This window comes from Streptomyces sp. SID3343, assembly GCF_009865215.1.
Classification (GTDB): Bacteria; Actinomycetota; Actinomycetes; order Streptomycetales; family Streptomycetaceae; genus Embleya.
The window spans coordinates 1-20432 of sequence record NZ_WWJX01000418.1 but is presented as its reverse complement, the minus strand read 5'-3'; the positions used below and the strand labels follow the sequence as shown (position 1 = coordinate 20432).

General features: G+C 71.1%; 20 protein-coding genes and 1 pseudogene. 9 read left to right on the top strand and 12 right to left on the bottom strand.

The annotated features are described in order from the left end of the window. The first annotated feature begins 22 nt into the window (after positions 1–22). The 4 genes from GT354_RS13595 to nhaA all read left to right on the top strand — a co-directional run bounded on the left by GT354_RS13595 (position 23) and on the right by nhaA (position 4933). Positions 23–703, top strand: coding sequence for a response regulator transcription factor (locus GT354_RS13595; RefSeq protein ID WP_161356556.1), 681 nt, complete (start codon positions 23–25; stop codon positions 701–703). Then, positions 700–2247: an ATP-binding protein gene (locus GT354_RS13590; RefSeq protein ID WP_161356555.1), complete on the top strand. Its 1548-nt coding sequence runs from the start codon at positions 700–702 to the stop codon at positions 2245–2247. The genes GT354_RS13595 and GT354_RS13590 overlap by 4 nt, the downstream gene beginning before the upstream one ends. Next, positions 2244–2762 (top strand): hypothetical protein, encoded by a 519-nt coding sequence (locus GT354_RS13585; protein WP_161356554.1) that lies wholly within the window; start codon positions 2244–2246, stop codon positions 2760–2762. Before GT354_RS13590 ends, GT354_RS13585 begins: the two co-directional genes overlap by 4 nt. 284 nt (positions 2763–3046) lie before the next feature. Continuing rightward, the gene (gene nhaA, locus GT354_RS13580; RefSeq protein ID WP_346012011.1) at positions 3047–4933 is read left to right on the top strand and encodes a Na+/H+ antiporter NhaA; all 1887 of its coding nucleotides are present in this window, start codon (positions 3047–3049) and stop codon (positions 4931–4933) included. Between the two features lie 39 nt (positions 4934–4972). Here nhaA and GT354_RS13575 read toward each other — a convergent pair whose 3' ends face one another. Next, entirely contained in the window at positions 4973–5191 is a 219-nt protein-coding gene (locus GT354_RS13575; protein ID WP_161356553.1) for a DUF2795 domain-containing protein, read from the bottom strand. A 187-nt stretch (positions 5192–5378) separates the two neighbouring features. Between GT354_RS13575 and GT354_RS13570 the strand changes: the two genes are divergently transcribed. Beyond that, positions 5379–6353, top strand: a complete 975-nt coding sequence (locus GT354_RS13570) for an acetylxylan esterase (RefSeq protein ID WP_161356552.1) — start codon at positions 5379–5381, stop codon at positions 6351–6353. A gap of 155 nt (positions 6354–6508) precedes the next feature. Here the strand turns inward: GT354_RS13570 and snpA are convergent, their stop codons facing one another. Beyond that, positions 6509–7174: a snapalysin gene (snpA, locus tag GT354_RS13565; RefSeq protein ID WP_161356551.1), complete on the bottom strand. Its 666-nt coding sequence runs from the start codon at positions 7172–7174 to the stop codon at positions 6509–6511. A gap of 184 nt (positions 7175–7358) precedes the next feature. Between snpA and GT354_RS13560 the strand changes: the two genes are divergently transcribed. Beyond that, a complete protein-coding gene (locus tag GT354_RS13560) occupies positions 7359–8342 on the top strand; it encodes a LysR family transcriptional regulator (RefSeq protein WP_161356550.1) in 984 nt (327 codons plus the stop codon). Between the two features lie 38 nt (positions 8343–8380). On the opposite strand, the gene GT354_RS13555 is transcribed toward GT354_RS13560, so the two are convergent. The 4 genes from GT354_RS13555 to GT354_RS52555 are packed head-to-tail and all read right to left on the bottom strand — an operon-like array spanning position 8381 to position 11121. Further along, positions 8381–8869 (bottom strand): S26 family signal peptidase, encoded by a 489-nt coding sequence (locus GT354_RS13555; RefSeq protein ID WP_202511853.1) that lies wholly within the window; start codon positions 8867–8869, stop codon positions 8381–8383. Continuing rightward, a complete protein-coding gene (locus tag GT354_RS13550; RefSeq protein ID WP_237534759.1) occupies positions 8866–10740 on the bottom strand; it encodes an ABC transporter ATP-binding protein in 1875 nt (624 codons plus the stop codon). The genes GT354_RS13555 and GT354_RS13550 overlap by 4 nt, the downstream gene beginning before the upstream one ends. After that, a complete protein-coding gene (locus tag GT354_RS52560) occupies positions 10737–10907 on the bottom strand; it encodes a hypothetical protein (RefSeq protein WP_202511852.1) in 171 nt (56 codons plus the stop codon). Before GT354_RS52560 ends, GT354_RS13550 begins: the two co-directional genes overlap by 4 nt. Before the next feature lie 43 nt (positions 10908–10950). Then, on the bottom strand, positions 10951–11121 hold the full coding sequence (locus GT354_RS52555; protein ID WP_202511851.1) for a hypothetical protein: 171 nt from the start codon (positions 11119–11121) through the stop codon (positions 10951–10953). 246 nt (positions 11122–11367) lie between these two features. On the opposite strand from GT354_RS52555, the gene GT354_RS13545 reads away from it, so the two are divergent. Together GT354_RS13545 and GT354_RS13540 are read left to right on the top strand one after the other, a co-directional pair. Further along, on the top strand, positions 11368–11898 hold the full coding sequence (locus GT354_RS13545) for a TlpA family protein disulfide reductase (protein WP_161356549.1): 531 nt from the start codon (positions 11368–11370) through the stop codon (positions 11896–11898). Between the two features lie 56 nt (positions 11899–11954). Continuing rightward, positions 11955–13610: an AMP-binding protein gene (locus GT354_RS13540; RefSeq protein WP_161356548.1), complete on the top strand. Its 1656-nt coding sequence runs from the start codon at positions 11955–11957 to the stop codon at positions 13608–13610. Positions 13611–13777: 167 nt separating this feature from the next. Here GT354_RS13540 and GT354_RS13535 read toward each other — a convergent pair whose 3' ends face one another. Genes GT354_RS13535 through GT354_RS13515 form a run of 6 tightly spaced genes read right to left on the bottom strand, consistent with a single transcriptional unit; the run spans position 13778 to position 19077 of the window. Then, positions 13778–14929, bottom strand: a complete 1152-nt coding sequence (locus tag GT354_RS13535; RefSeq protein WP_346012010.1) for a cytochrome P450 — start codon at positions 14927–14929, stop codon at positions 13778–13780. Then, on the bottom strand, positions 14893–16404 hold the full coding sequence (locus GT354_RS53930) for a cytochrome P450 (protein WP_237534758.1): 1512 nt from the start codon (positions 16402–16404) through the stop codon (positions 14893–14895). The genes GT354_RS13535 and GT354_RS53930 overlap by 37 nt, the downstream gene beginning before the upstream one ends. Continuing rightward, positions 16401–16961 (bottom strand): ATP/GTP-binding protein, encoded by a 561-nt coding sequence (locus tag GT354_RS13530; protein WP_237534760.1) that lies wholly within the window; start codon positions 16959–16961, stop codon positions 16401–16403. Before GT354_RS13530 ends, GT354_RS53930 begins: the two co-directional genes overlap by 4 nt. A 34-nt stretch (positions 16962–16995) precedes the next feature. Next, positions 16996–17352 carry a DUF742 domain-containing protein gene (locus GT354_RS13525; protein WP_161356546.1) on the bottom strand — a complete coding sequence of 119 codons (357 nt, stop codon included), beginning with the start codon at positions 17350–17352 and terminating at the stop codon, positions 16996–16998. Continuing rightward, entirely contained in the window at positions 17349–17810 is a 462-nt protein-coding gene (locus GT354_RS13520; RefSeq protein ID WP_161356545.1) for a roadblock/LC7 domain-containing protein, read from the bottom strand. The genes GT354_RS13525 and GT354_RS13520 overlap by 4 nt, the downstream gene beginning before the upstream one ends. Before the next feature lie 7 nt (positions 17811–17817). Next, positions 17818–19077, bottom strand: a complete 1260-nt coding sequence (locus tag GT354_RS13515) for an ATP-binding protein (protein WP_161356544.1) — start codon at positions 19075–19077, stop codon at positions 17818–17820. 621 nt (positions 19078–19698) lie between these two features. Between GT354_RS13515 and GT354_RS13510 the strand changes: the two are divergent. Continuing rightward, a pseudogene (locus tag GT354_RS13510) lies at positions 19699–20432 on the top strand (hypothetical protein); the annotation flags it as partial.

The following is a 20432-nucleotide window of genomic DNA, read 5'->3' as shown; positions in this document are numbered from 1 at the left end:
CGGGCGACCCGATACTGATCCGATGGTTCGTGTGCTGTTGATCGAAGACGACCCGGCCGTGGCCGAGGGGCTCGCCCTCGGCCTGCGTCGGCAGGGTTACCAGGCCGACGTCGCCCTCACCGGCGAGGACGGCCTCGCCAAACTGACGTCCTTTCGCCCCGATCTGGTGGTCCTGGACCTCATGCTGCCCGGCATCGACGGCTTCGAGGTGTGTCGCCGGATCCGCACCGCGGGGACGCTGCCGGTCATCATGCTCACCGCGCGCAACGACGACATGGACATCGTGATCGGATTGGAGGCGGGCGCCGACGACTACGTGGTCAAGCCCGTACAGGCCCGGGTCCTGGAGGCCCGCATCCGCGCGGTCCTGCGCCGCACCGAGGCCGCCGGACCCCAGACCCGCGCCGAGGTCCACGGCGAACTGGCCCTGGACCGCGCCGCGCTCACCGTCACCAAGTCCGGGCGGCCGGTCGCTCTCGCCCCTTCCGAACTGCGCCTGCTGCTGGAGCTGTCCTCGTCCCCCGGCCGGGTGTTCACCCGGGGCCAACTGCTCGAATCGGTGTGGGGCCATCCCTACCTCGCCGACGGCCGACTGGTCGACGCGTGTGTCAAACGGCTGCGGATCAAGATCGAGGACCCGCAGGGGCCGGCCAGGTACATCCAGACCGTGCGAGGCTTCGGCTACCGATTCGGGCCGGTGTGACCGGCCGCCCGTTCCGGTGGCTGCGCGGCCTGCGGATCCGGCTGGTCGTGGCGTTCGTGTTGGTCGCCGCGTTCGCCGCGCTCGCGACGGCGACGCTGACCTACCGCGAGGCCCGCTCCACGCTGTTGCAGCACAGCCAGGACCGCGCGGTGAACGACCTGCGCGACCGGGTCGAGGACATCGCCCCGTCCGTATCGTTTCCGCCCGACCAGACCGCACTGGACCTGCTGGCCGCACGGGTGGACGGCCCCGAGGCGAACAGGCACTGGACCGTCGTCGCCATCTACAAGGACCTGTGGTCCACCACGGGGCCGCTGCTCACCACCGTCGGGATCCCCGGCCTCCTGCGCGACTCCGTCGACCAGGGGGTGACCGCGTTCCAGCGCGTGCGCGCCGACGGACAGGTCTATCTGGCCGTCGGCGTACCGATCACCTTCGCCAACCGCGACGACGGCTTCGCTCTCTCCGGCGTACAGGTGTACCTGATCACCTCGATGGAGCCCGAACTGCGCGACGAGGCGGCGCTGGTGCGAGCCGCCCGCAGCGGCGCGGTTCCGGCCGTCCTGCTCGCCCTCGTCCCCGCGATGCTCGCCGCCACCGGCGTGCTGCACCCGGTACGCGCCCTCCAACACGCCACCCGCAGCCTGGCCGCAGGCCGCCTGGACACTCGCCTCAAGGTCAAGGGCAAGGACGAACTCGCCGAGCTGGCACAGGACTTCAACCACACCGCGGCGGCCCTGGAGAAGAACGTCGACCGATTGCAGACCATGGAGGCCCGGGCGCGCGGTTTCGCCGCCGACGTCTCGCACGAACTGCGCACCCCGCTCGCCGCGATGGCCGCGGTCACCGACATCCTCGACGAGGACGCCACCGCCGAACACCTGGACCCGGACACCGCCGCCGCGCTGCGGCTGATCGGCGCCGAGACCGGCAAACTCGTCACGCTGGTCGAGGACCTGATGGAGATCTCCCGCTTCGACGCCGGCGCCGCCGTCCTGCACGTGGACGAGCTCGACCTGGCGGAGGCGATCCGCCGATCCCTCGACATCCGGGGGTGGGGCGAGATCGTGACCCTCGACGTACCGGCCTGGCTGCGCGCCGAACTCGACCCGCGTCGCCTCGACGTGGTGCTCGCCAATCTCGTGGGCAACGCGCTGCGCCACGGCCGCCCGCCCGTCGAGATACGGCTGACGGCCGAACGGCGCGCGGACGGCGACTGGATCGTCCTCCACGTTCGCGACCACGGTCCGGGCCTGCCTGCCGAATCCCTCGACCGGGTCTTCGAGCGCTTCTACAAGGCCGACACGGCACGTACCCGCTCGGTGGGCAGCGGCCTGGGCATGGCCATCACGCGGGAGAACGTCCTGCTGCACGGCGGCCGCATCCACGCGGCCAACGCACCCGGTGGCGGGGCCCTGTTCACCGTGGAGTTGCCGGCCAAGGTGAAGATGCGGGCCGACGCGAAACCGCCGGCCGGCGCCGACATGCCGGCCGCCACCGATTCGCCCCGACATTCCCGATCCGGCGAGGACACGTCGTCATGACCAAGGCATCCGGACCCATGGCCGTCGCCGCGGCGGCCCTCGTACTCACCGCGGCCGTCGGCTGCGGCATCCCCTCGACCGGCGCGGTCGACGCCGGCGCGCCCGCCGGTGGCATCATCGCGCCCGCGGACGCGAGCCACGAGGGCAGTGTGTACGTCTACCTGGTCACCGGCCACCGGGTCGTCCGCGTGCTGCGGTCCTCCCCCGGCGGCGACGGACCGCAGGCCGCGCTCGACGTGCTCCTCGCGGGGCCGACCCCGGAGGACGCGGCGGTCGGGCGGGGCACCGAGATCCCCACGAAGGCCGCCCCCGGATGGGTCTCGATCGAGGAGCGCGTGCTCCACATCTCCCTGGGCCCGAACACGCCCGCGCTGAGCCTGACGGCCCTGCAACAGATCGTGTGCACCGTCACGACCGCGAGCACGCGCGCCCCGGCCTCCACCGGCCCCGCGACGAGCATGGTGTCGGTGGCCACGCCCGCGTGGCGGGTGGACGGGGTGTTCTGCCTCGACTAGAGGACCTGGGCGGATCGCGCCGGTCCGGTCGGCGACGGCCGGTCGACGGCGTTCGGGTCGGCCGGCGGACGGCGCCGTCGACCCCGTCACCCCGGCGCGTGGCCGGCGCGGCGCGGTATCTCCCGGCTTGCCCGCTATTCTCGGCTCCGGCGCGCCGGTGGCGCGTGATCGGCGCCGTGGCCGGCGGACAACCGGGCAACCGGACAACCGGGCTGCCGATGCGGCGTGGGCCGCGATCGGCTGCGGTCGGGGGCGATCGCCGCGAAAGCCAGGGAGAACCAACCGTGACCCAGCCGACCGATGCCGCGGATCTGTCCGGGCAGACCGAGGACGACCGTCAAGGGCGCGGCCCCCGCCGGGCGTTCATCCGCACCGAGAGCGGCAGCGCCGCCGTGCTGCTGTTCGCCGCGCTCGCGGCCCTGGCCTGGGCGAACATCGGACCCGGCTCGTACGAGCGGGTGTGGCAAACCCTGCTGAGCATCCGCCTGGGCGATCACGGCGTCTCGCTGGATCTGCGCGAATGGGTCAACAGCGGGCTGATGACGCTGTTCTTCTTCGTCGTCGGGCTTGAGGCGCGCCGCGAGTTCGACCTGGGTGAGCTGCGCGAACGGCGCCGCCTGACACTGCCGTTGCTGGCCGGGATCAGCGGCATGCTCGTCCCGGTGGGCATCTTCCTGGCCGTCAACGCCGGCCACTCCTCGGCGCACGGGTGGGGGGCGGCGATGTCGACCGACACCGCCTTCGCGCTGGGTATGCTCGCGATGCTGGGCTCGCGCTTCCCCAAGCGCCTGCACACCTTCATCCTGACCGTCGCCGTGGTCGACGACTTCGTCGCGCTCGTGGTGATCGCGGTCGCGTACAGCGAACACATCGAACCGGTGGCGCTGTTGGTGGCGTGCGGCCTGCTCGCGGCCCTGCTGTTGGTGCGGGCGGGGAAGGTCCGCCACGGCGCGCCGTACGCGGTGATCGGCGTGGCCGCGTGGGTGGCGATGCTCGAATCGGGTGTGGACCCGGTCGTGGTCGGGCTGTCGATGGGGCTCCTGACCTACGCCTATCCGGCCTCGCGCGGCGATCTGGAGCGCGCCACCGGCCTGTTCCGCTCCTTCCGGGAGCAGCCGACCCCCGAGTTGGAGCGCTCCGCCCGGCTCGGCATCGCGGCGGCGCTGTCGCCGAACGAGCGGCTCCAGCGGATGTACCACCCGTGGACGAGCTACCTGATCGTCCCGCTGTTCGCGTTGGCCAACGCGGGGATCACCATCGACGCGGGTCTGCTGTCGCGGGCGTTCACGTCGCCGGTGACGCTGGGCATCCTGCTCGCCTATGTGGTGGGCAAGCCCGTGGGCATCATCGGCATCTCGTGGGCGACCACGCGCGTGAGCGGCGGGCGGTTGCGGCCTCCGGTGGGGTGGGGCGCGGTGGTCGGCGGCGGCACCATCGCCGGCGTGGGCTTCACGGTGTCCTTGCTGATCGCCACGTTGGCCTTCGACGGCCCCCGGTTGGAGGAGGCGAAGGTCGGCGTGCTCAGCGCCGTCGTGTGCGCGTTCGTGCTGACGTGGCTGGTGTCGCTGGTGATCGGGGCGCTGCCGCGGCCGTTGCGCTCGCGCGCGCTGCTGGGCACCGCGCACAGCGTGATCGACTTGGCAACGCCGGTGGATCCGGACCGCGATCACGTGCGCGGTCCGTTGAACGCCCCGGTGACGTTGGTGGAGTACGGCGACTTCGAGTGCCCGTATTGCGGTCTGGCCGAGCCCGTGGTCAGGGCGTTGCTCGCGGACTTCGGCGATGTTCGCTACGTGTGGCGTCACCTGCCGCTGCCCGACGTGCACCCCCGTGCCCGGCAGGCGGCGGAGGCCGCCGAGGCGGCCGCCGAGCAGGGCGAGTTCTGGTCCATGTTCGATCTGCTGTTGCGGCGCCAGGACGAACTCAAGCCACGCGACCTGTTGGCCCACGCCGCCGAACTGGGCTTGGACGTCGAGCGCTTCCACGAGCATCTGCGCACGCGCCGCGGCGCCGATCGGGTCGCGGAGGACGAGGATTCGGCCGACCTCAGTGGCGTGTCCGGCACCCCGACGTTCTTCGTCAACGGCCGCCGCCATCACGGCCCCTACGACATCGACGGGTTGACCGCGGCGGTTCGCGTGGCGAAGGAGCGCGCCCTGCTGGACGACTGAACCGGACGCGGTGAACCGACGGCTCGCGTGCTCACCCGGTCACAGTCCGCGCGCGCACTCCCCGAACCGTCCGTGCACGGCCATGCACACCTGGTTCGGTCCCTCGTACGGTCGCACGGGCAGGGCGCGAATCAGCTGCAACACGCTGCGCGACGCCCGGTTGTGTTCGGCCACGCCCGCGAGATCACGCGGCAGTGCGGGGTAGCGGGCTCCGCGCAGTGCGCAGTGCAGGGTCTGCGGATCGGTCGAGGTCGGCATGGGGACCTCCTGACATGGACGATCACATCCGGTCGCTTCCCAGCCTACCGCTTTCGGGGGGTTCACTCATAGATGTCCCGAGTGCCGTGGGCGCCCCGGATCGACCCCCGTGCGGGGCGCGCGAGCGGCGGTGTGAGGATCGCGTTCGAGACGCCGCACGACGCGACGTCGGGAAAGGACCACGAGCATGCCCCTGAGCGACCTGTCGTTGGCGGAGCTGGAGCGATACCGGCCCGAGCGCGAAGAGCCCGCCGATTTCGACGCGTTCTGGAGCGCCGCTCTCGCCGAGGCCGACCGCCTGGATGCGGACGCGGTGTTCACCCGCGAGGAGTGCGGGCTGACCGAGGTCACCGTGTACGACGTGGCGTTCTCGGGATGCGGTGGACAGCGCGTGCGCGGGTGGCTCGTGCTGCCTGCGCACCGCGACGGACCGTTGCCGTGCGTGGTCGAATTCCCCGGCTACGGCGGTGGTCGCGGGCTGCCTCACGAGCAACTGCTCTACGCGGCGGCCGGGTTCGCGCACCTGGTGATGGACGTACGCGGCCAGGGCAGCGTGTGGCGGGCCGGGGCAACCGGTGACGACTCCCCCGCCGGCGGCGGTCCGCAGCACCCCGGATTCATGACGCGGGGCATCGCCGATCCGGCCGACTACTACTACCGGCGGGTCTTCGTCGACGCGGTACGAGCGGTCGCGGCGGCCCGCTCGCACCCCGCCGTCGACCCCGGCCGGGTCGCGGTGGCCGGGGAGAGCCAAGGCGGCGGCCTCTCGCTCGCGGTGGCGGGCCTGGTGCCCGATCTGGCCGCGGTACTTCCCGATGTGCCGTTCCTGTGCGACCTGCGGCGTGGCGCCGAGGTCGCGTCCACCGGGCCCTACCGCGAGATCGCCGGCTATCTCGCGGTGCATCGCGGACACGTGGACGCCGTCTTTCGCACGCTGAGTTACTTCGACGCGGTCAACCACGCGGCGCGCGCGACCGCGCCGGCGTTGTTCAGCGCCGCGTTGATGGACACCACGTGCCCGCCGTCGACGATATTCGCCGCCTACCACCACTACGCGGCCGAGAAGCGGATGGAGGTCTACCCCTACAACGACCACGAGGGCGGCGGCGCGTTCCAGGCCGCGATACGCCTGCGCTACCTGCGCGCGGTGCTCGGCGACTGACCCGGCGACGAGATACCGGGCGGGCAGTCGTTGGGACGGTCCGGGTCCGGCCGGGGTCGGTCCCGGGTGTGGGTTCGGACGTCGGTTCGGGGATGGTCCGGCACCCGACTGCCGTGTGGGCGGCAGGCGGGTGCCGGGTCGTGGTGTGGCGTCGATCAGGAGGCGGTGGTGAAAGCCACCAGACCGTTGCGCCACAGGTTGTTGACGCGGGCTCGCTCGGTCGCGTTGGGGTTCGGGTTGGTGCACGACGTACCGGGGCCGCCGCCGGACATCAGCTCGCTGCACGGGCCCGAGTAGTGGTCGGGCAGACCCAGCACGTGACCCGTTTCGTGCGCGGTGACCCGGGTCGAGTTGTACTGCTGGTTCTGCCGGTAGTCGAGGAAGATGTAGCCGTTGCCGTGGCCGTCGGTGCTCGCGTACGAGCCCTGCGCGGAGTTGCCCTCGTAGTACTGGAAGTCGGCGTTGCCGCCTTCCTGAAGGCGCACGTTGGTGACCGAGCTGTTCCAGATCTGGGCGGACTGGGCTATCTGGGTGCGAAAGCTCGGCGCGTTTGCGGTGCTGTAGTACACGGTGACCGCGGCGAGCGAGTTCGGCGCGGCGGCGCGCTTGCTCGCCACCGACTTCATCACCGCGTCGAGGAACGCCTTGTTCTGTGCCTCGCTCTCGTGGCCGGAGTAGGCGGCCGCGACGAGCGGGGCGGCCACCGGGGGCGGCGGGGCGGCCGATGCCGCCGGGGCGGCGACCAGACCTGCCGCGAGGCCGAGGCCGAGTGCGGTCGAAAGCAGGATCTTGCGGGTGCGCGGGGGACGCGGGCCACTCATGGGGGGACTCCTTGTGTGCCGTAGACCTGACCGGTGCGGGACGAGTCTCACCGGATCCCACCCCGCCCCGGATGATGACAACCGGCGATAGTGCGGTCGTATCACCGACCGAATCCGCTGTGCGGTGGATCCGTCACACGCCGGAGTCTGGTACGACCTCGGCGCGGCGCCCTATCCTCCGCTCATGGAGCTCGAGGTGAGGCACCTTCGCGCACTGTGCGCCATCGGCGACACAGGCAGCCTGCATGCTGCCGCCCGCTTGTTGGGCATGACTCAGCCGTCCCTGACCGCCCAGCTCAGACGCATCGAAAACGCGCTGGGCGCACCGTTGTTCGTCCGGGGCCGTACCGGAAGTCGGCCCACTCCGCTCGGGCTCACGATGCTCCACCGGGCCCGGCCCATCATGGCCGAGATGAGCGCGCTGGTGATCGACACCCAGGCCGAGGCGGTCCGTTCCGCGGGTCCACACCTGCGGATCGGCGGAACCGCCAACCGGGTGATAGCGGATTGGGTGCATCGGCTGCGCGCCCGACTCCCGCACACCGACACCTATCTACGGGTGGACGTCTCCGCGACCTCGCTCCTGGAGATGGTCGCGGCGGGCCAACTCGACGTCGCGTTCGTGCACGAGGTCGAGGGGTTCCCGGTCCGGGTGCCGGACGGGGTGCACAAGCGGGTACTGGTGGAGCGGGAGCCGCAGTTCATCGCGATGTCCCCCAACCACCCGGCCGCCGGCGAGCCCGAGGTCAAGCTCGCCGACCTGTCCGACGACCAGTGGATGGTCGACCCGAGCGTGGACGGCGAATGGGAGGGGCTGCGCGAGGTGTTGTCCGCTGCCGGGATCAACCCTCGTATCCTGCACGGCGATTACCTCACCGCGACCCACATGGTCGCCCTCGCCGAGGTGGTCACTCCGTGCCAACCGACCTCGCGCCCCCGGGTCGAGATGGCGATTCGCCCGCTGTACGACGACCCGCTCGCGGTGCGCCTGTTCCTGGCCTACCGCCCGGAGAACGGTCCCGCTCCCGCCCTGATCGACGCCGTCTATCACGAACTGGAGGCGGCCTATCGGGAAGCGGCCTGGCACGCCGTCGCCTATCGCCAACGTCTCCTGCGTGCGGACAGCCCGCTGCTGCGCGCCGACGGCCGCGGCCGGCCGCGGCCGTAACCGATCACCGGGTGGGGCGAGGCCGCCCCACCCGGTCTTCACCTGCGGTCCCGACGCGCGAATCGTCGCCCGGTCGTCGTGGGGCCGTCGTCGGCTCCGGCGAGGACTCGGCCGAGGACCACCCCGAGCACCGTCGACACCGGGACGTAGCCGAAGTGCCGCGAGTCCTGGCTGCGCACCCCGTCACCGCGCACCACCAGCGCTCCCGGGGGCACCACCGGCCCGGCCGGGACCCGCTCGCGCACGTCGGCCGGCACCGGATCGCCGGGCGTCGCCGTCACCCGCTTGACCAGCCAGCGCAGTTCGCCCGCGCCGTCGTCGAACCCCGGTACGGGGTTGCCGAACACCACCGCCTCGCCGCGGCCCACTCGCCGGGTGCGCCGGATCAACAGCCGATCACCGTCCGCGAAGGTCGGCGCCATGCTGTCTCCGGTCACCCGAACCAGCGCGAACCGCGACCGCACCACCCACCTCGCCACCGCGGCCACCGCGGCCACCGCCGCCGCGGTTCGTCCGAAACCGTTCACTGCGCCTCCTCGGTGACCTTCGCGCGAGTGTCGAGATAGCCGGACGCCTGAAGCCCGAACAACCGGGCGTAGTGCCCGTCGGCGAGCGCCATCAGCTCCTCGTGGGTGCCCAGTTCGCTGACGCGGCCCTGTTCGAGCACGGCGATGGTGTCCGCGTCGCGCAACGCGCCGAGCCGGTGCGAGACCAGCAGGCCGGTGCGACCGGCACGGTGTGCGCGCAGGGTGCGGTGCACGTCGTACTCGGCCTCGGCGTCCAGGCCCGAACTGGGCTCGTCCAGGATCAGCAGGTCGGCGTCGGCGCGCATCAACGAGCGGGCCAGCGCGACTCGTTGCCACTGGCCGCCGGAGAGCGTGACCCCGGTCCGGTCGTCGTCCTCGTCCAGGTGCACCCGGCTGAGCTGGGTGTCGTAGCCGTCGGGCAGCGCGACCAGGGCGGCGTCGATCCCGGCCAACGTCGCACTCTCGCGCACGCGTTCGCGGTCGCGGCGATGCGGCAGGTCGCCGATGCCGATGTTTTCCGCGGCGGAGAGGTCGTACGCCATGTAGTCCTGGAACGTGACGCCGATCCGCCGACGCAGGCCGGCCACGTCCAACGTGCGGATGTCCACACCGTCCCACCGGATCGAGCCGCGTTCGGGGTCGTAGAACCGGCACAGCAGTTTGATCAGCGTGCTCTTGCCGGCGCCGTTGCGCCCCACCAGCCCGATCGCGGATCCCGCCGGCACGATCAGGTCCACCCCGCGCAATATCCAGGGCCCGTCGGGGTCGTAGCGAAACCACACGTCGCGAAACTCGATCCCCTCGCGCAGCGCCGGCACCGGCTCGACGCCGCCGACGACGTCGTCCGCGGTCTCCATCAGGTCGAGGTAGTGGCCGAACAGCCGTACCGCCTCGGCCGCTTCGCCGGCCTGCGTGACCACTCCGGTGAACGCGCCCTGCACGCCCGCGGCCGCGGCGACGAAGAGCATCACGTCGCCGACGGTGAACCGTCCGTGGGCCGCGCCGATCACCACGACGACCATGCCCATGCCCGCCACCGCCGCGTTCAACGCCGCGAATCCCGACTGCACGAACGCGCCCCGGCGGGCCACCGAGAGTTCCGCCTCGGTGGCGTCGCCGAGCGCGCGCACGAGCCGGCCGTGCAGGAAGTCGCCCAGGCCGAACAGCCGGATCTCCTTGGCGGCCCGCGGATCGATCAGCAACGAACGATAGAACAGTCGCCGTCGCTGCCGCCCCGACGTCAGCTCCCACACCGCCACCTGGCGACGGGCGAGCGAAAGACGCGCGACCAGCGCGGCCGTGCCGACCAGGAACAGCAACCCCACCATGGGCGGCCACACCACCAGGAGCGCACCGGCGAAACCGCTCAGCGCGGCGGTCGAGCGGACCACCTCCTGGCTGAACATGGTGATGTTGTGCGGCGCGTCCTCCGACGCCTGTTGCGCCAGCCGCAACCGGTCGTGAAACGCGGGATCCTCGAAGCGGCGCAGCCCACGAAACTCGTTCACCTTGGCGAACAGATCCCGCTCGACCGTCACGACCAATCGGCGCCGCACCAATTCGTCGACGTATCCCGCCAGTTGCAGGAGCACCGCGATCACCGCGCCGAGCCCGGCGATGGACACCGCGAGGGTCACCGCACGCGCCGAGTCGGCCTGTTCGCCCCGGCCGAGTTCGTCGAAGAGCAGTTTGGTCAGCCACGCGACGACGGCCGGCAGCGCCCCGACGGCCACCGTCGAGGCGAACAGCGCGCACGCGCCGAGCGGCGCGGCCCGAAACTGTAGGACCAGCGCCACTTTGACCGCCCTCGGGCGCAGCCGAGACCCCGAAGGCGTGCCGCCCTCCGGAGTCTCGGCCGGGGAGTCGATCAACAGGTGTTGGTCCGCTTGGTGCAGACACCGTTGCAGGTGAAGCGGTACTGCCTGTGGCTCTTGCAGTAGCAGAGTTGGCCGACCTCGGGCACGCAGGCCCCGGCTCGCTCTTCTCGCAGTGCCAGCCTCAACAGCCGGTCACCCATCGACCCGATCACTCGCTTCATGGCATGCCTCCGCACAGTCGTTTTCGGACAGGGGGTACGTCGGTCAGCAACGGGTTGCGGTCTTCACGCACGGGCCGTTGCAGCTGTAGATGTACCGGTATCCCCCTCGGCATACGCAGAACTGCCCGTGTTCGGGGACGCATGCCCCGGCTCGTTTCTCCTGGAGAACGAGCCCCAGGAGCTTGTCACCCATCGTGCCGATCACACGGATCATCGTGGACCTTCCATCGCAGGGGTGGTGGTACCGAAGCAGGGTGTGCCCCGGCCGCAGCGACGTTAGGACGAATTCCCAATTGACCGCAAGAGCAAGGCAGTTGTGAATCGGGAAAGGCGATTCCATCTGTATTCCATATCGCTGCACAACCTCTGTCGCCGACGCGGCGTCGGGAGTTACAGTGCGTCGGTCCCGCTCGCCGGAGATAATTCGGCGCGCCCACTTCGCCGGCTCGGGAGACCCCGGATGCCCGTTCTGATCGCCGCCGTCGTCCTTCTCGGCGCGTTGTGTCTGTTGAATCTGCTGCTCACCTTCGGCATCGTGCGCAAGCTTCGGGCCCGGGGTGATCGGCACTTCGACGCGGCCGTCGACGACCTGGTGTTGCCGACCGGTTCGGCCGTGCCGGACTTCGCCGCCGTCACCGCGGCGGGCGAGCGCGTCACCCGGGACGGCCTGGGTGAGACCCTGTTCGGCTTCTTCTCGCCCGACTGCGGGGCGTGTAAGGAGCGTTTGCCCACGTTCGTCGCGGTGGCCGCGAAGGCGAACGGGCGCAGCGTGCTGGCCGTACTGCACGGCGACGCGGACGAGACCCGCGAGCAGGCCGCCGCGTTGGCGGGCGTCGCGCACGTGGTGGTCGAGCCGGAGGACGGCCCGCTGGGTCTGGGCCTGGCCGTCACGGGCTACCCGGTTTTCGGCCTGATCGCCGCGGACGGCACGCTCACCGCCACCGGACTGGACCCCGGCAAGCTCCCCTTGGGGCGGGCGCTCTCGGTCTGATTCGTGGGGATCGGGCGAGGGTACGGTCCTCATCCCGAGCAGGTTGGTGATGCGAGATGACCACAGCCCGACCGCAGCGGCCCCGGCAGGCGTATCGGCGTGGCGGAACCGAGCCGGCGTTGCCCCGAGAGACCATCGGCGCGAACCTGGCCCGGGTCGCGAGCGAGCACCCGCACCGCGACGCGCTGGTCGAGTGCGCGACCGGACGACGCTGGACGTACGCGCAATTCGACGCCGCCGTCGACGAATTCGCCCGCGCGCTTGTCGGCGCCGGGATCCTGGCGGGCGATCGGGTCGGCATCTGGTCGCCGAACTGCGCCGAGTGGGTGCTCACCCAGTACGCCACGGCCCGGGTCGGCGCGATCCTGGTCAGCCTCAACCCCGCCTATCGAGTCCACGAGATCGAGTACGCGCTCACCCAATCGGGGACCAGGCTGCTCGTCGCCGCGTCGCGCGTCAAGACCAGCGACTACCCGGCGATGGTGGCCGAGGTGCGCGACGCGTGCCCGGAGCTGGAACGTGTCGTGCACATCGACGCACCCGATTGGCCGGACCTGCTGAGCGAGGGAAGCACCGTTGCGCTCGCGGCGGTTCGCGAACGCGCGGCGACGCTGTCCCCGGACGACGCGATCAACATCGAATACACGTCGGGCACCACGGGCTATCCCAAGGGCGCGACGCTCTCGCATCACAACATCCTCGGCAACGGCTTCCAGGTCGCCGAGATCCAGGGCTGGACCGAGCTGGACCGGGTGTGCCTTCCGGTGCCGTTCTACCACTGCTTCGGCATGGTCATGGGCAATCTCGGTGCCACCAGCCACGGCGCGGCGATCGTGATCCCGGCTCCGCTGTTCGACCCGGCGGCCACGCTTCGCGCGGTGCACGCGGAGCGCTGCACGGCGTTGTACGGGGTGCCGACGATGTTCATCGCCGAACTGGCGTTGCCCGAGCTCGACGAGGGCGAGTACGACCTGTCGAGCCTGCGCACCGGCGTGATGGCCGGCTCCCCGTGCCCGGTGGAGGTGATGAAGCGGGCGATCGACCGAATGGGCCTCACCGAGATGACCATCTGCTACGGCATGACCGAGACCTCACCGGTGTCCACCCAGACTCGGCGCGAGGACTCGGTGGAGCGGCGGGTGGGCACGGTGGGCCGAGTGCACCCGCACCTGGAGATCAAGATCGTGGACCCCGCCACCGGCGACACCGTCGCGGAGGGCGCCGCGGGCGAGTTCTGCACCCGCGGCTACTCGGTGATGCTGGGTTATTGGCGCGACCCGGCCCGCACCACCGAGGTGATCGACTCCGCCGGCTGGATGCACACGGGCGACCTGGCCACGATGGACGCGGACGGCTACGTATCGATCGTCGGCCGGATCAAGGACATGGTGATCCGCGGCGGCGAAAACGTCTATCCCCGCGAAATCGAGGAGTTTCTGTACGCCCATCCCGACATCGAGGACATCCAGGTGGTCGGCGTACCGGACGACCACTACGGCGAGGAACTCGTGGCCTGGATCAAACTCCGCCCGGGCGCCGCCGACCTCACCCCCACCGAAATCCGCGATTTCTGTACGGGCCGTCTGGCCCACTACAAGATCCCTCGCTACGTCATGATCGTCGACAGCTTCCCGATGACGGTGACCGGCAAAGTCCGAAAAATCGAAATGCGCCAACAATCGATCACCCACCTGGCCCTACCCCCCACCTGACCCCCACCCCGGCCGGCGCCCCCCTCAGCCGGCCGGCACTCCCTCAGCCCGGCCGGCGTTTGAGGCCAATCCCAGCCCGGCCGGCGTTTGAGGCCACCTTTCAGCCCCGCCGGCGTTTAAGGCCACCCCTCAGCCCGGCCGGCGCTTGAGGCCACCCCCAACCCAACCTAGCCCGCGGCCAAGCCGTAAGGCCGAACCGGCAACACGCGGTGCCCGTTCGAAATGAACGACTCCACCGCCGTCAACTCCTCCGCCCGCACCGCCAACGTCATGTCGGGAAAGCGCTCGAACAACGCCGGCAACGCGATCTGCGCCTCCAACCGAGCCAACGGCGCCCCCAGGCAAAAGTGCACCCCGTACCCGAAGGCCAAGTGCTCGCGCCGAGACTCGCGCGTCACGTCGAAGACGTCCGCGTCCTCACCGTGCACCGCGTGATCGCGCCCCGCGGCCGCGTACCCGGTGACGATCGGCTCTCCCTTGCGCAGCACCGTCCCGTCGCCCAGGTCCACGTCCTCGATGGCAAACCGCAACGGCAGGTTGGCGATCGGCGCCCGCCACCGCAACGCCTCGTTGATCACGTCGTCCCACGTGGCCTCCCCCGCCCGCACGAGCGCGAGCTGTTCGGGGTGCGTGAGCAACGCGAAGATCGCCGTGTCGAGCAGGTTGACCGTGGTTTCGTGCCCCGCCCCGATGAACAGCACGAGGGAGTCGAGCAGTTCCTGCTCGGACAGCTTCGAGTCGCCCTCGTCGTCGCGTGCCGCGATCAATTCGCTGGTCAGGTCGTCGCCGGGCGTCTGCCGCTTGGCGGCGATGAGTTCGCCCAGGCACCGGTAGAGGTTGCCGTAGGTCGAGACGACCTCTTCGGGGGACGCGTGCGTGTTGAACAGGCTGTCCACCAGTCCGCGCAACTCCGCGGCCGGCTCGTCCGGTATACCGAACAGCTCGCAGATCACCCGGATCGGGATCTGATACGCGTACAGGTCCCGCGCGTCGACCTGCTCGCCCGGCGGGGTCTGGGCCAACCGATCGAGCAGCGTTGCCGCGATCTCCTCGATGCGCGGCTGCATCGCCGCGACCCGCCGGGGCGTGAACGCCGTGCCCACCAGCCGCCGCAGCCGCGTGTGGTCGTCGCCGTACGCGGTGAGCATGTTCTTCACCGCGGCCCACGCGAACAGCGGCCAGTCGGCGGGTATTTCCCCATCGATCCAGGCGGGCCAGTGCTGGTGCGCGTCCTTGGATATCCGCGGATCGGTCACCAGCTTCTTGATCAGTTCGAAGTCGGTTATCGCCCACGCCACCACGTGCCCAGGAAGTTCCACACGCGTCGCGGGCCCCTGGGCACGGAGGGCGGCGGCTTCACCGTGGATGTCGTTGCCGGTGGGGTCGAGACGGTAGGGGCATCCGGCGGATTGCTGCGTGTCCATGAGACTCCAGACGATGCGACGGAGGGTGCGACGGGCGAGATGGCGAACGTCGCGGACGATGCGGCGGTTGTGGACGCGGGCGGGAAGACGACGGGCAGGGCCGTCCACCCGCTGGCGAAGGTTCCCGGTCGACGGACGAGTTCCTCGGCGGGCCCGGCCAGGGTCAGTCCGGGCAGCCGGTCCAGCACCCGCTCGACCGCGATCTCGGCGATCACCCGGGCCGTTCCGGGCGCCGGGCAGCCGTGCGCGCCGGCGGAGAAGGCCAGGTGCGCGACGTTGCCGGCCCGGTGCCCTTCGCCGAGGCCGAGTGCCGGGTCGGTGTTGGCGGCGGCGAACGAGATCAGTACCGGGACCCCGGCGGCGAGCCAGATGCCCTCGTAGACGGTGTCCTGGATGGGGTAGAGCGGCGAGTAGTTGGCCATCGGCGGGTCGGTCCACAGCACGTGGTCCAGCGCGCCGCCCACCGATTGCGCGCCGTCGACGACGGAGCCGGCGAACCGGTCGTCGGCGAGCATCAGGGTCAGCGCGTTGCCGATCAGGTTGGTGCTGGGTTCGGTGCCGGCGCCGATCACGAGCAGGATCTGCTGGACCATTTCGGCGTCGGTGAGTTCGGCCGGGTGCTCGATCAGCCACGTGGTCACGTCGGCGCCGGGCGTCGCGCGCTTGAGCGCGGTCAACTCGCCGCACGCGCGCTCCAGTTCGACGTTGGCCGCCGCGGCGTCCTGGGACGCGTCGAAGAGTTGCACCAGGCTGGCCACGATCCGCTCGCCGATCGGCGGCGGGCAGCCGAACAGGTCGAACAGCACGGCCATCGGCAGCGGCGCCGCGTACTGGGCCATCAGGTCGGCCTCGCCGTGTTCCTGGACGGCGTCGATGAGCCGGTCGGCGGTGCGCTTGACCAGGGCGCGCAGGGCGTGTTGGTCGATCCTGGCCAGGCTGTCGGTGATCGCGGTGCGCAGGCGCGTGTGTTCGGGGCCGTCCTTCCACAGCGCGTTGTCGCGTTCCATCATCATCATCAGCGCGGGGCTGTCCGCGGGCACCTCGCCGGCGGCGAGGGCACGCCAGTGGCTGGGGTTCTTCGCGAACCGGTTCGGGTTGTCGCGCAGCAGGTCCAGGGCGGCGGCGTAGGTCGTGGTGATCCGCCCGTACACGCCTTCCGAGATCTCCACGGGCGCGATCGGGCCCATCGAGCGCAGCAGGCGGTACGTACTTTGCGGGTCGGCGGAGAACTCCGGGCCGAACAGTCGCACGAACGCCGGTTCCGCGGCCGCCTCGTCGAGCGCCGGGTGCTCCCGAGGCGTCGTGGAGTGGGCCGGGCAGCCGGTCGGCGGTACGGGCGGTACCTGGGCCGGCGGGGACGGGTGGGTCATGCGGTGTCCAAGATGTGGGGGTCCAATGCGTCGGTGTCCAGCAGGTGGCGCAGCAGGTCGGTCAGGGCTCGCGCGGCGGAGGTCTTGTCGCGCGCGTCGCAGAACACCAGCGGGGTGTCGGGCGCCAGGTCGAGCGCGCCGCGCAGGTCCGCCTCGGGATACTGCGGGGCCTCGGGGAAGAGGTTGACGGCCACCGCGTACGGCAGTCCCATCTCCTCGACCAGGGTCAGGGATTCGAACGACTCGGCCAGGTAGCGGGTGTCCGCGAGGATCAGCGCGCCGAACGCGCCGCGCGCGGTCTCGTGCCAGATGTCGCGGAAGCGTTTTTGCCCCGGGGCGCCGAACAGGAACAGCACGAGGTCGTCGTCGAACGTCAGCCGCCCCCAGTCCAGTCCCACGGTCGTGGTGGTCTTGTCGGGCTTGCCGCGCAGGTCGTCCAGGCCGACGCTCGCCTGGGTCATCGACTCCTCGGTGCGCAGCGGCGCGATCTCGGACAGTGTGTTGACGAACGTGGTCTTGCCGACGCCGAAGGCGCCGGCTATCACGATCTTCACCAGGTGTGCCCGGTGTGACAGCCCCCGGGCGGGGCGCTCAGAGAGCCTGGAGTCCACGAATCAACCTCTCGGCCAGCTCTCGATTGGTGGGCCCTGCCTGCGGGATGGGCGCGCGGGTGATCAGGTGGCCGCTGTCGACGAGGTCGGCGACCAGGACTTTGGTGATCCCGGTGGGCAGCCGCATCGCGGCGGCGGCCTCCAAGAGCGGGAGGAGGCTGCCGACGCACAGGTGGACCAGGCGGCGATGGTCGGGGCCCAGGTCGCCCACCGGCAGGTCGCCGGGCGCGTGCAGGACGGTGAGGACGTCGAACAGCGGGCGACTGGCGCGGGTGCGCCCACCGGTGGCGAGGTAGGGACGAACCAGCGGGGGCCGGGGGCGCCGGGCCTCGCTCATGCCCCGCTGCCTACGTCCACGCGCGCGGGGGCGACCAGGAGTCGGCCCACCGACTGGACCAACTCCTGGGTCCAGCGCCCCACTTGGCGCAGGTCGGCGAGGTCGCCGGTGGCGACCCCGAGGTAGGCGCCCTCGCCGGCGGCGACGACCAGGACGTAGCCGTGGTCGAACTCCACCAGGAGTTGGCGCCAGTTGCGGCCGGTGTCGGGGGCGTGGGCCGGTGCCTCGCCGACGAATTCGGCGGTGCTGCGGCTGGTGGACTGGAGCGAGGACAGCGCGGCGGACATCCGCTGCCCGACCTCCTCGGTGGGGGCGTTGCGGGTCCTGGCCCGCAGCAGGCCGTCCGCGGTCAGCAGGATGACCCCGTGGACGTGCGGCACGCGGTGCACGGCCTGGTCGAGCAGGAAGTCGACCTTGCCGAAATCGAACGTGTCGGGATCGAACGCGTCGTGGCTCATGTCGTGTTCACCTGTTCTGGCTGTCGGGGTCCAAGCCGTCGATGCGGCGTCCTTCGCGAGTTCCGGTCTGGAACGCGCCCAGGCGGGCGCCCACCTCTTCGGGCGAGACGGCCGCGCCGGTGGGCACGGCCGCGACGCGGACGACGGGTTCGGCTGTGGTCGGTATCGCCGTCTCGGTGCTACGGGCGGCGCGGGTGCGTTGCGGCAGCCCGGAGGCGTTCGCGGGGGGCGCGTCGGCCGGGGCCGTACGCGGGGCGGGACGGGCGGAACGAGTCAACAGTGCGGAGGGGATGAACACGACGGCGCGAACGCCGCCGTACGCGGACGTGCCCTCCAGGTGTGCGGAGAAGTGGTATTGCCCGGCGAGGGCGGCCACCGCGGGGAATCCGATCCGCGGCGGGTCGCCCAGTCGGGTGATGTCGATGGCCGTGCTCCCGCCGAGAATTTCGCGGGCCTCGCGCATCTGCCGGTCGTCCATGCCCACGCCCGCGTCGTCGATGGTGATCGCCACCCCGTTGTACGCGGACTGGATGCCCACCCGCACCGGGGCGTTGGGCTGGGACCTGCGGGCGGCGTTCTCCAGGAGTTCGGCCACCGACAACACGATCGGCTCGACCGCCTGGGCGATGACGGCGATCTCGTCGTTCTCGGCGTACTCCACGCGGCGGTAGTCGGAGATCTTGGAGATCGCGCCGCGCACCACGTCGGTCAGCGCCGACGCGTCACGCTGGCGGCCGGTCCAGCGTCCGCACAGCACGGCGACGGTCTGCGCGCGGCGCATCATCTGCGCGTTGAGGTGGTCCAGGCGCAGCAGGTCGGCGAGCACGTCCGGGTTCTCGTGCCGCTCCTGCATGGCCCGCAGTTCGACCTCCTGTTCGCCGACCACGCCCTGGATCTGGCTGATGATGCCGCCCAGGGTGTCTCGCACGGAGTGGTCCGCGTGCTCGCGCGAGCGGGCGAGGGTCTCGCCGAACAGCGCGTACACGGCCTCGATCGAGGCGGCGAAGGCGCTGCCGGTCAAGGATGTGTCGCGGGGGCCGGTCACCGGTGGCGGCTGTACGAGGAGGTTGTCGGCGAGCTTGGGCAGCCGGTCGGCGAGCAGGTGGGCGAGTTCGCGGTCGCGCAGGCGGACTTCCTCCTCCAGCGCCCTCGCCCGTTCGCGTGCCCTGGCGGCGATCTGCCGCTGCCGGACCTGGAGCACGCAGAGCACCAGGCACAGCAGGCCCAGGGCGCACAGCACCGTCAGTTCGGCTTTGTCTCGTGTCATCGCAACCCTCGAAGAGCGGAACGGAAGAAGGGGACGGCACGGGGCGGGCCTCCCGGCAGGGCCTCGGCGGCCGCGGGAGGGGGCGCCTCGGGGGCAGGCTTCGGTACTGCGTCCCCGGCCGGACGCACCCCAAGTCTTCCGGCGCCGGCGGCGGATTCCATCTCCCGACGCGGCCACGGTTCTTCACCACGTCGCCAACCGACGGACCTGCGCATATACCGTCCATGTGCACATGCATTTCACCGTTGTTGATCGATTCCTTAGCCATTCCGGTCACGTGTGCACTACGGTCGGTGCTCGACACAGGGTCGCTACGGGGTCTAGATGGATCGGCAGGAGTCCATGGCACCGCCGAAAAAGGCCGAACGCGAGGCGCTGCGGGCCGAGATGCACGATCTGGGCCTGGGCGCCGGCGACGTCGCCCGGGAGTTGGCGCGACGGCACGGACTGCGTCCTCGGGAGGCCTACCGCCTCGCGCACGGCTGGAGCCTGGACACCGCGTGCGCGCACGCCAACGACCTCGCCGCCCGGCTCGACCCCGATCGCGCGACCCTGCTGGTGGTTTCCCGATTATGGGATTACGAGCAGTGGCCCCGGCGAGGTCGCCGACCTCCCGACCACGTGCTGCGCCTGCTGGCCTACCTGTACGGCACCGAGGTCGGTGAACTCCTCGACGTCGAGGACTACCGCGACCTGCCCGAGGACCGCCGGCCCGCCCCACCCACCGCGCAGCCGTTTCGCGCGCCCGCGGGCACCACGGCCACCACCGGCCGCTCCACCCTCGAACCCGCCCGCAGCCGCGACCTGGCGGCGGTGACCGGCGTGGACAGCCGCGTCCTGCAGACCGCGGCGGCCGAGTCGGCGCTGCTGCGCGACCTCGCCCGGGACAGCTCCACCGGCCCGGACACGCTCCAGGCCCTGCACGACGACCTCGTGCGGATCGCCCACGCGTACGTACACGACCCGCTCGGGCCGCTGTTCGTGGACCTGCTGCACATCCGCGACACCGCCGCGCAGTTGCTGGCCGGCCGCCAATCGCCGTCCGAGGCACGGGACCTGTACCTGATCGCCGGCCGCGCGTGCGCGCTGCTCAGCTACGCGTCGGAGGACTACGGCCAACACCGCGCCGCGCTCGTACACGCGCGCACCGCCGCCGAGTGCGCGACCCGCGCCGGTCATCCCGCGCTCCAGGCGTGGATCCACGCGGCCGGCTCCTCCATCGCCTACTGGGCGGGCAACCCCGGCGAGGCCGACCGGCAGGCCCAGGCGGGCCTGCACGTGGTCGCCGGCGGCGGCCACGGCACGCTCGCGGTCTTCCTGGCCGCGCTCCGGGCCCGCGCGTGCGCTCGCCAAGG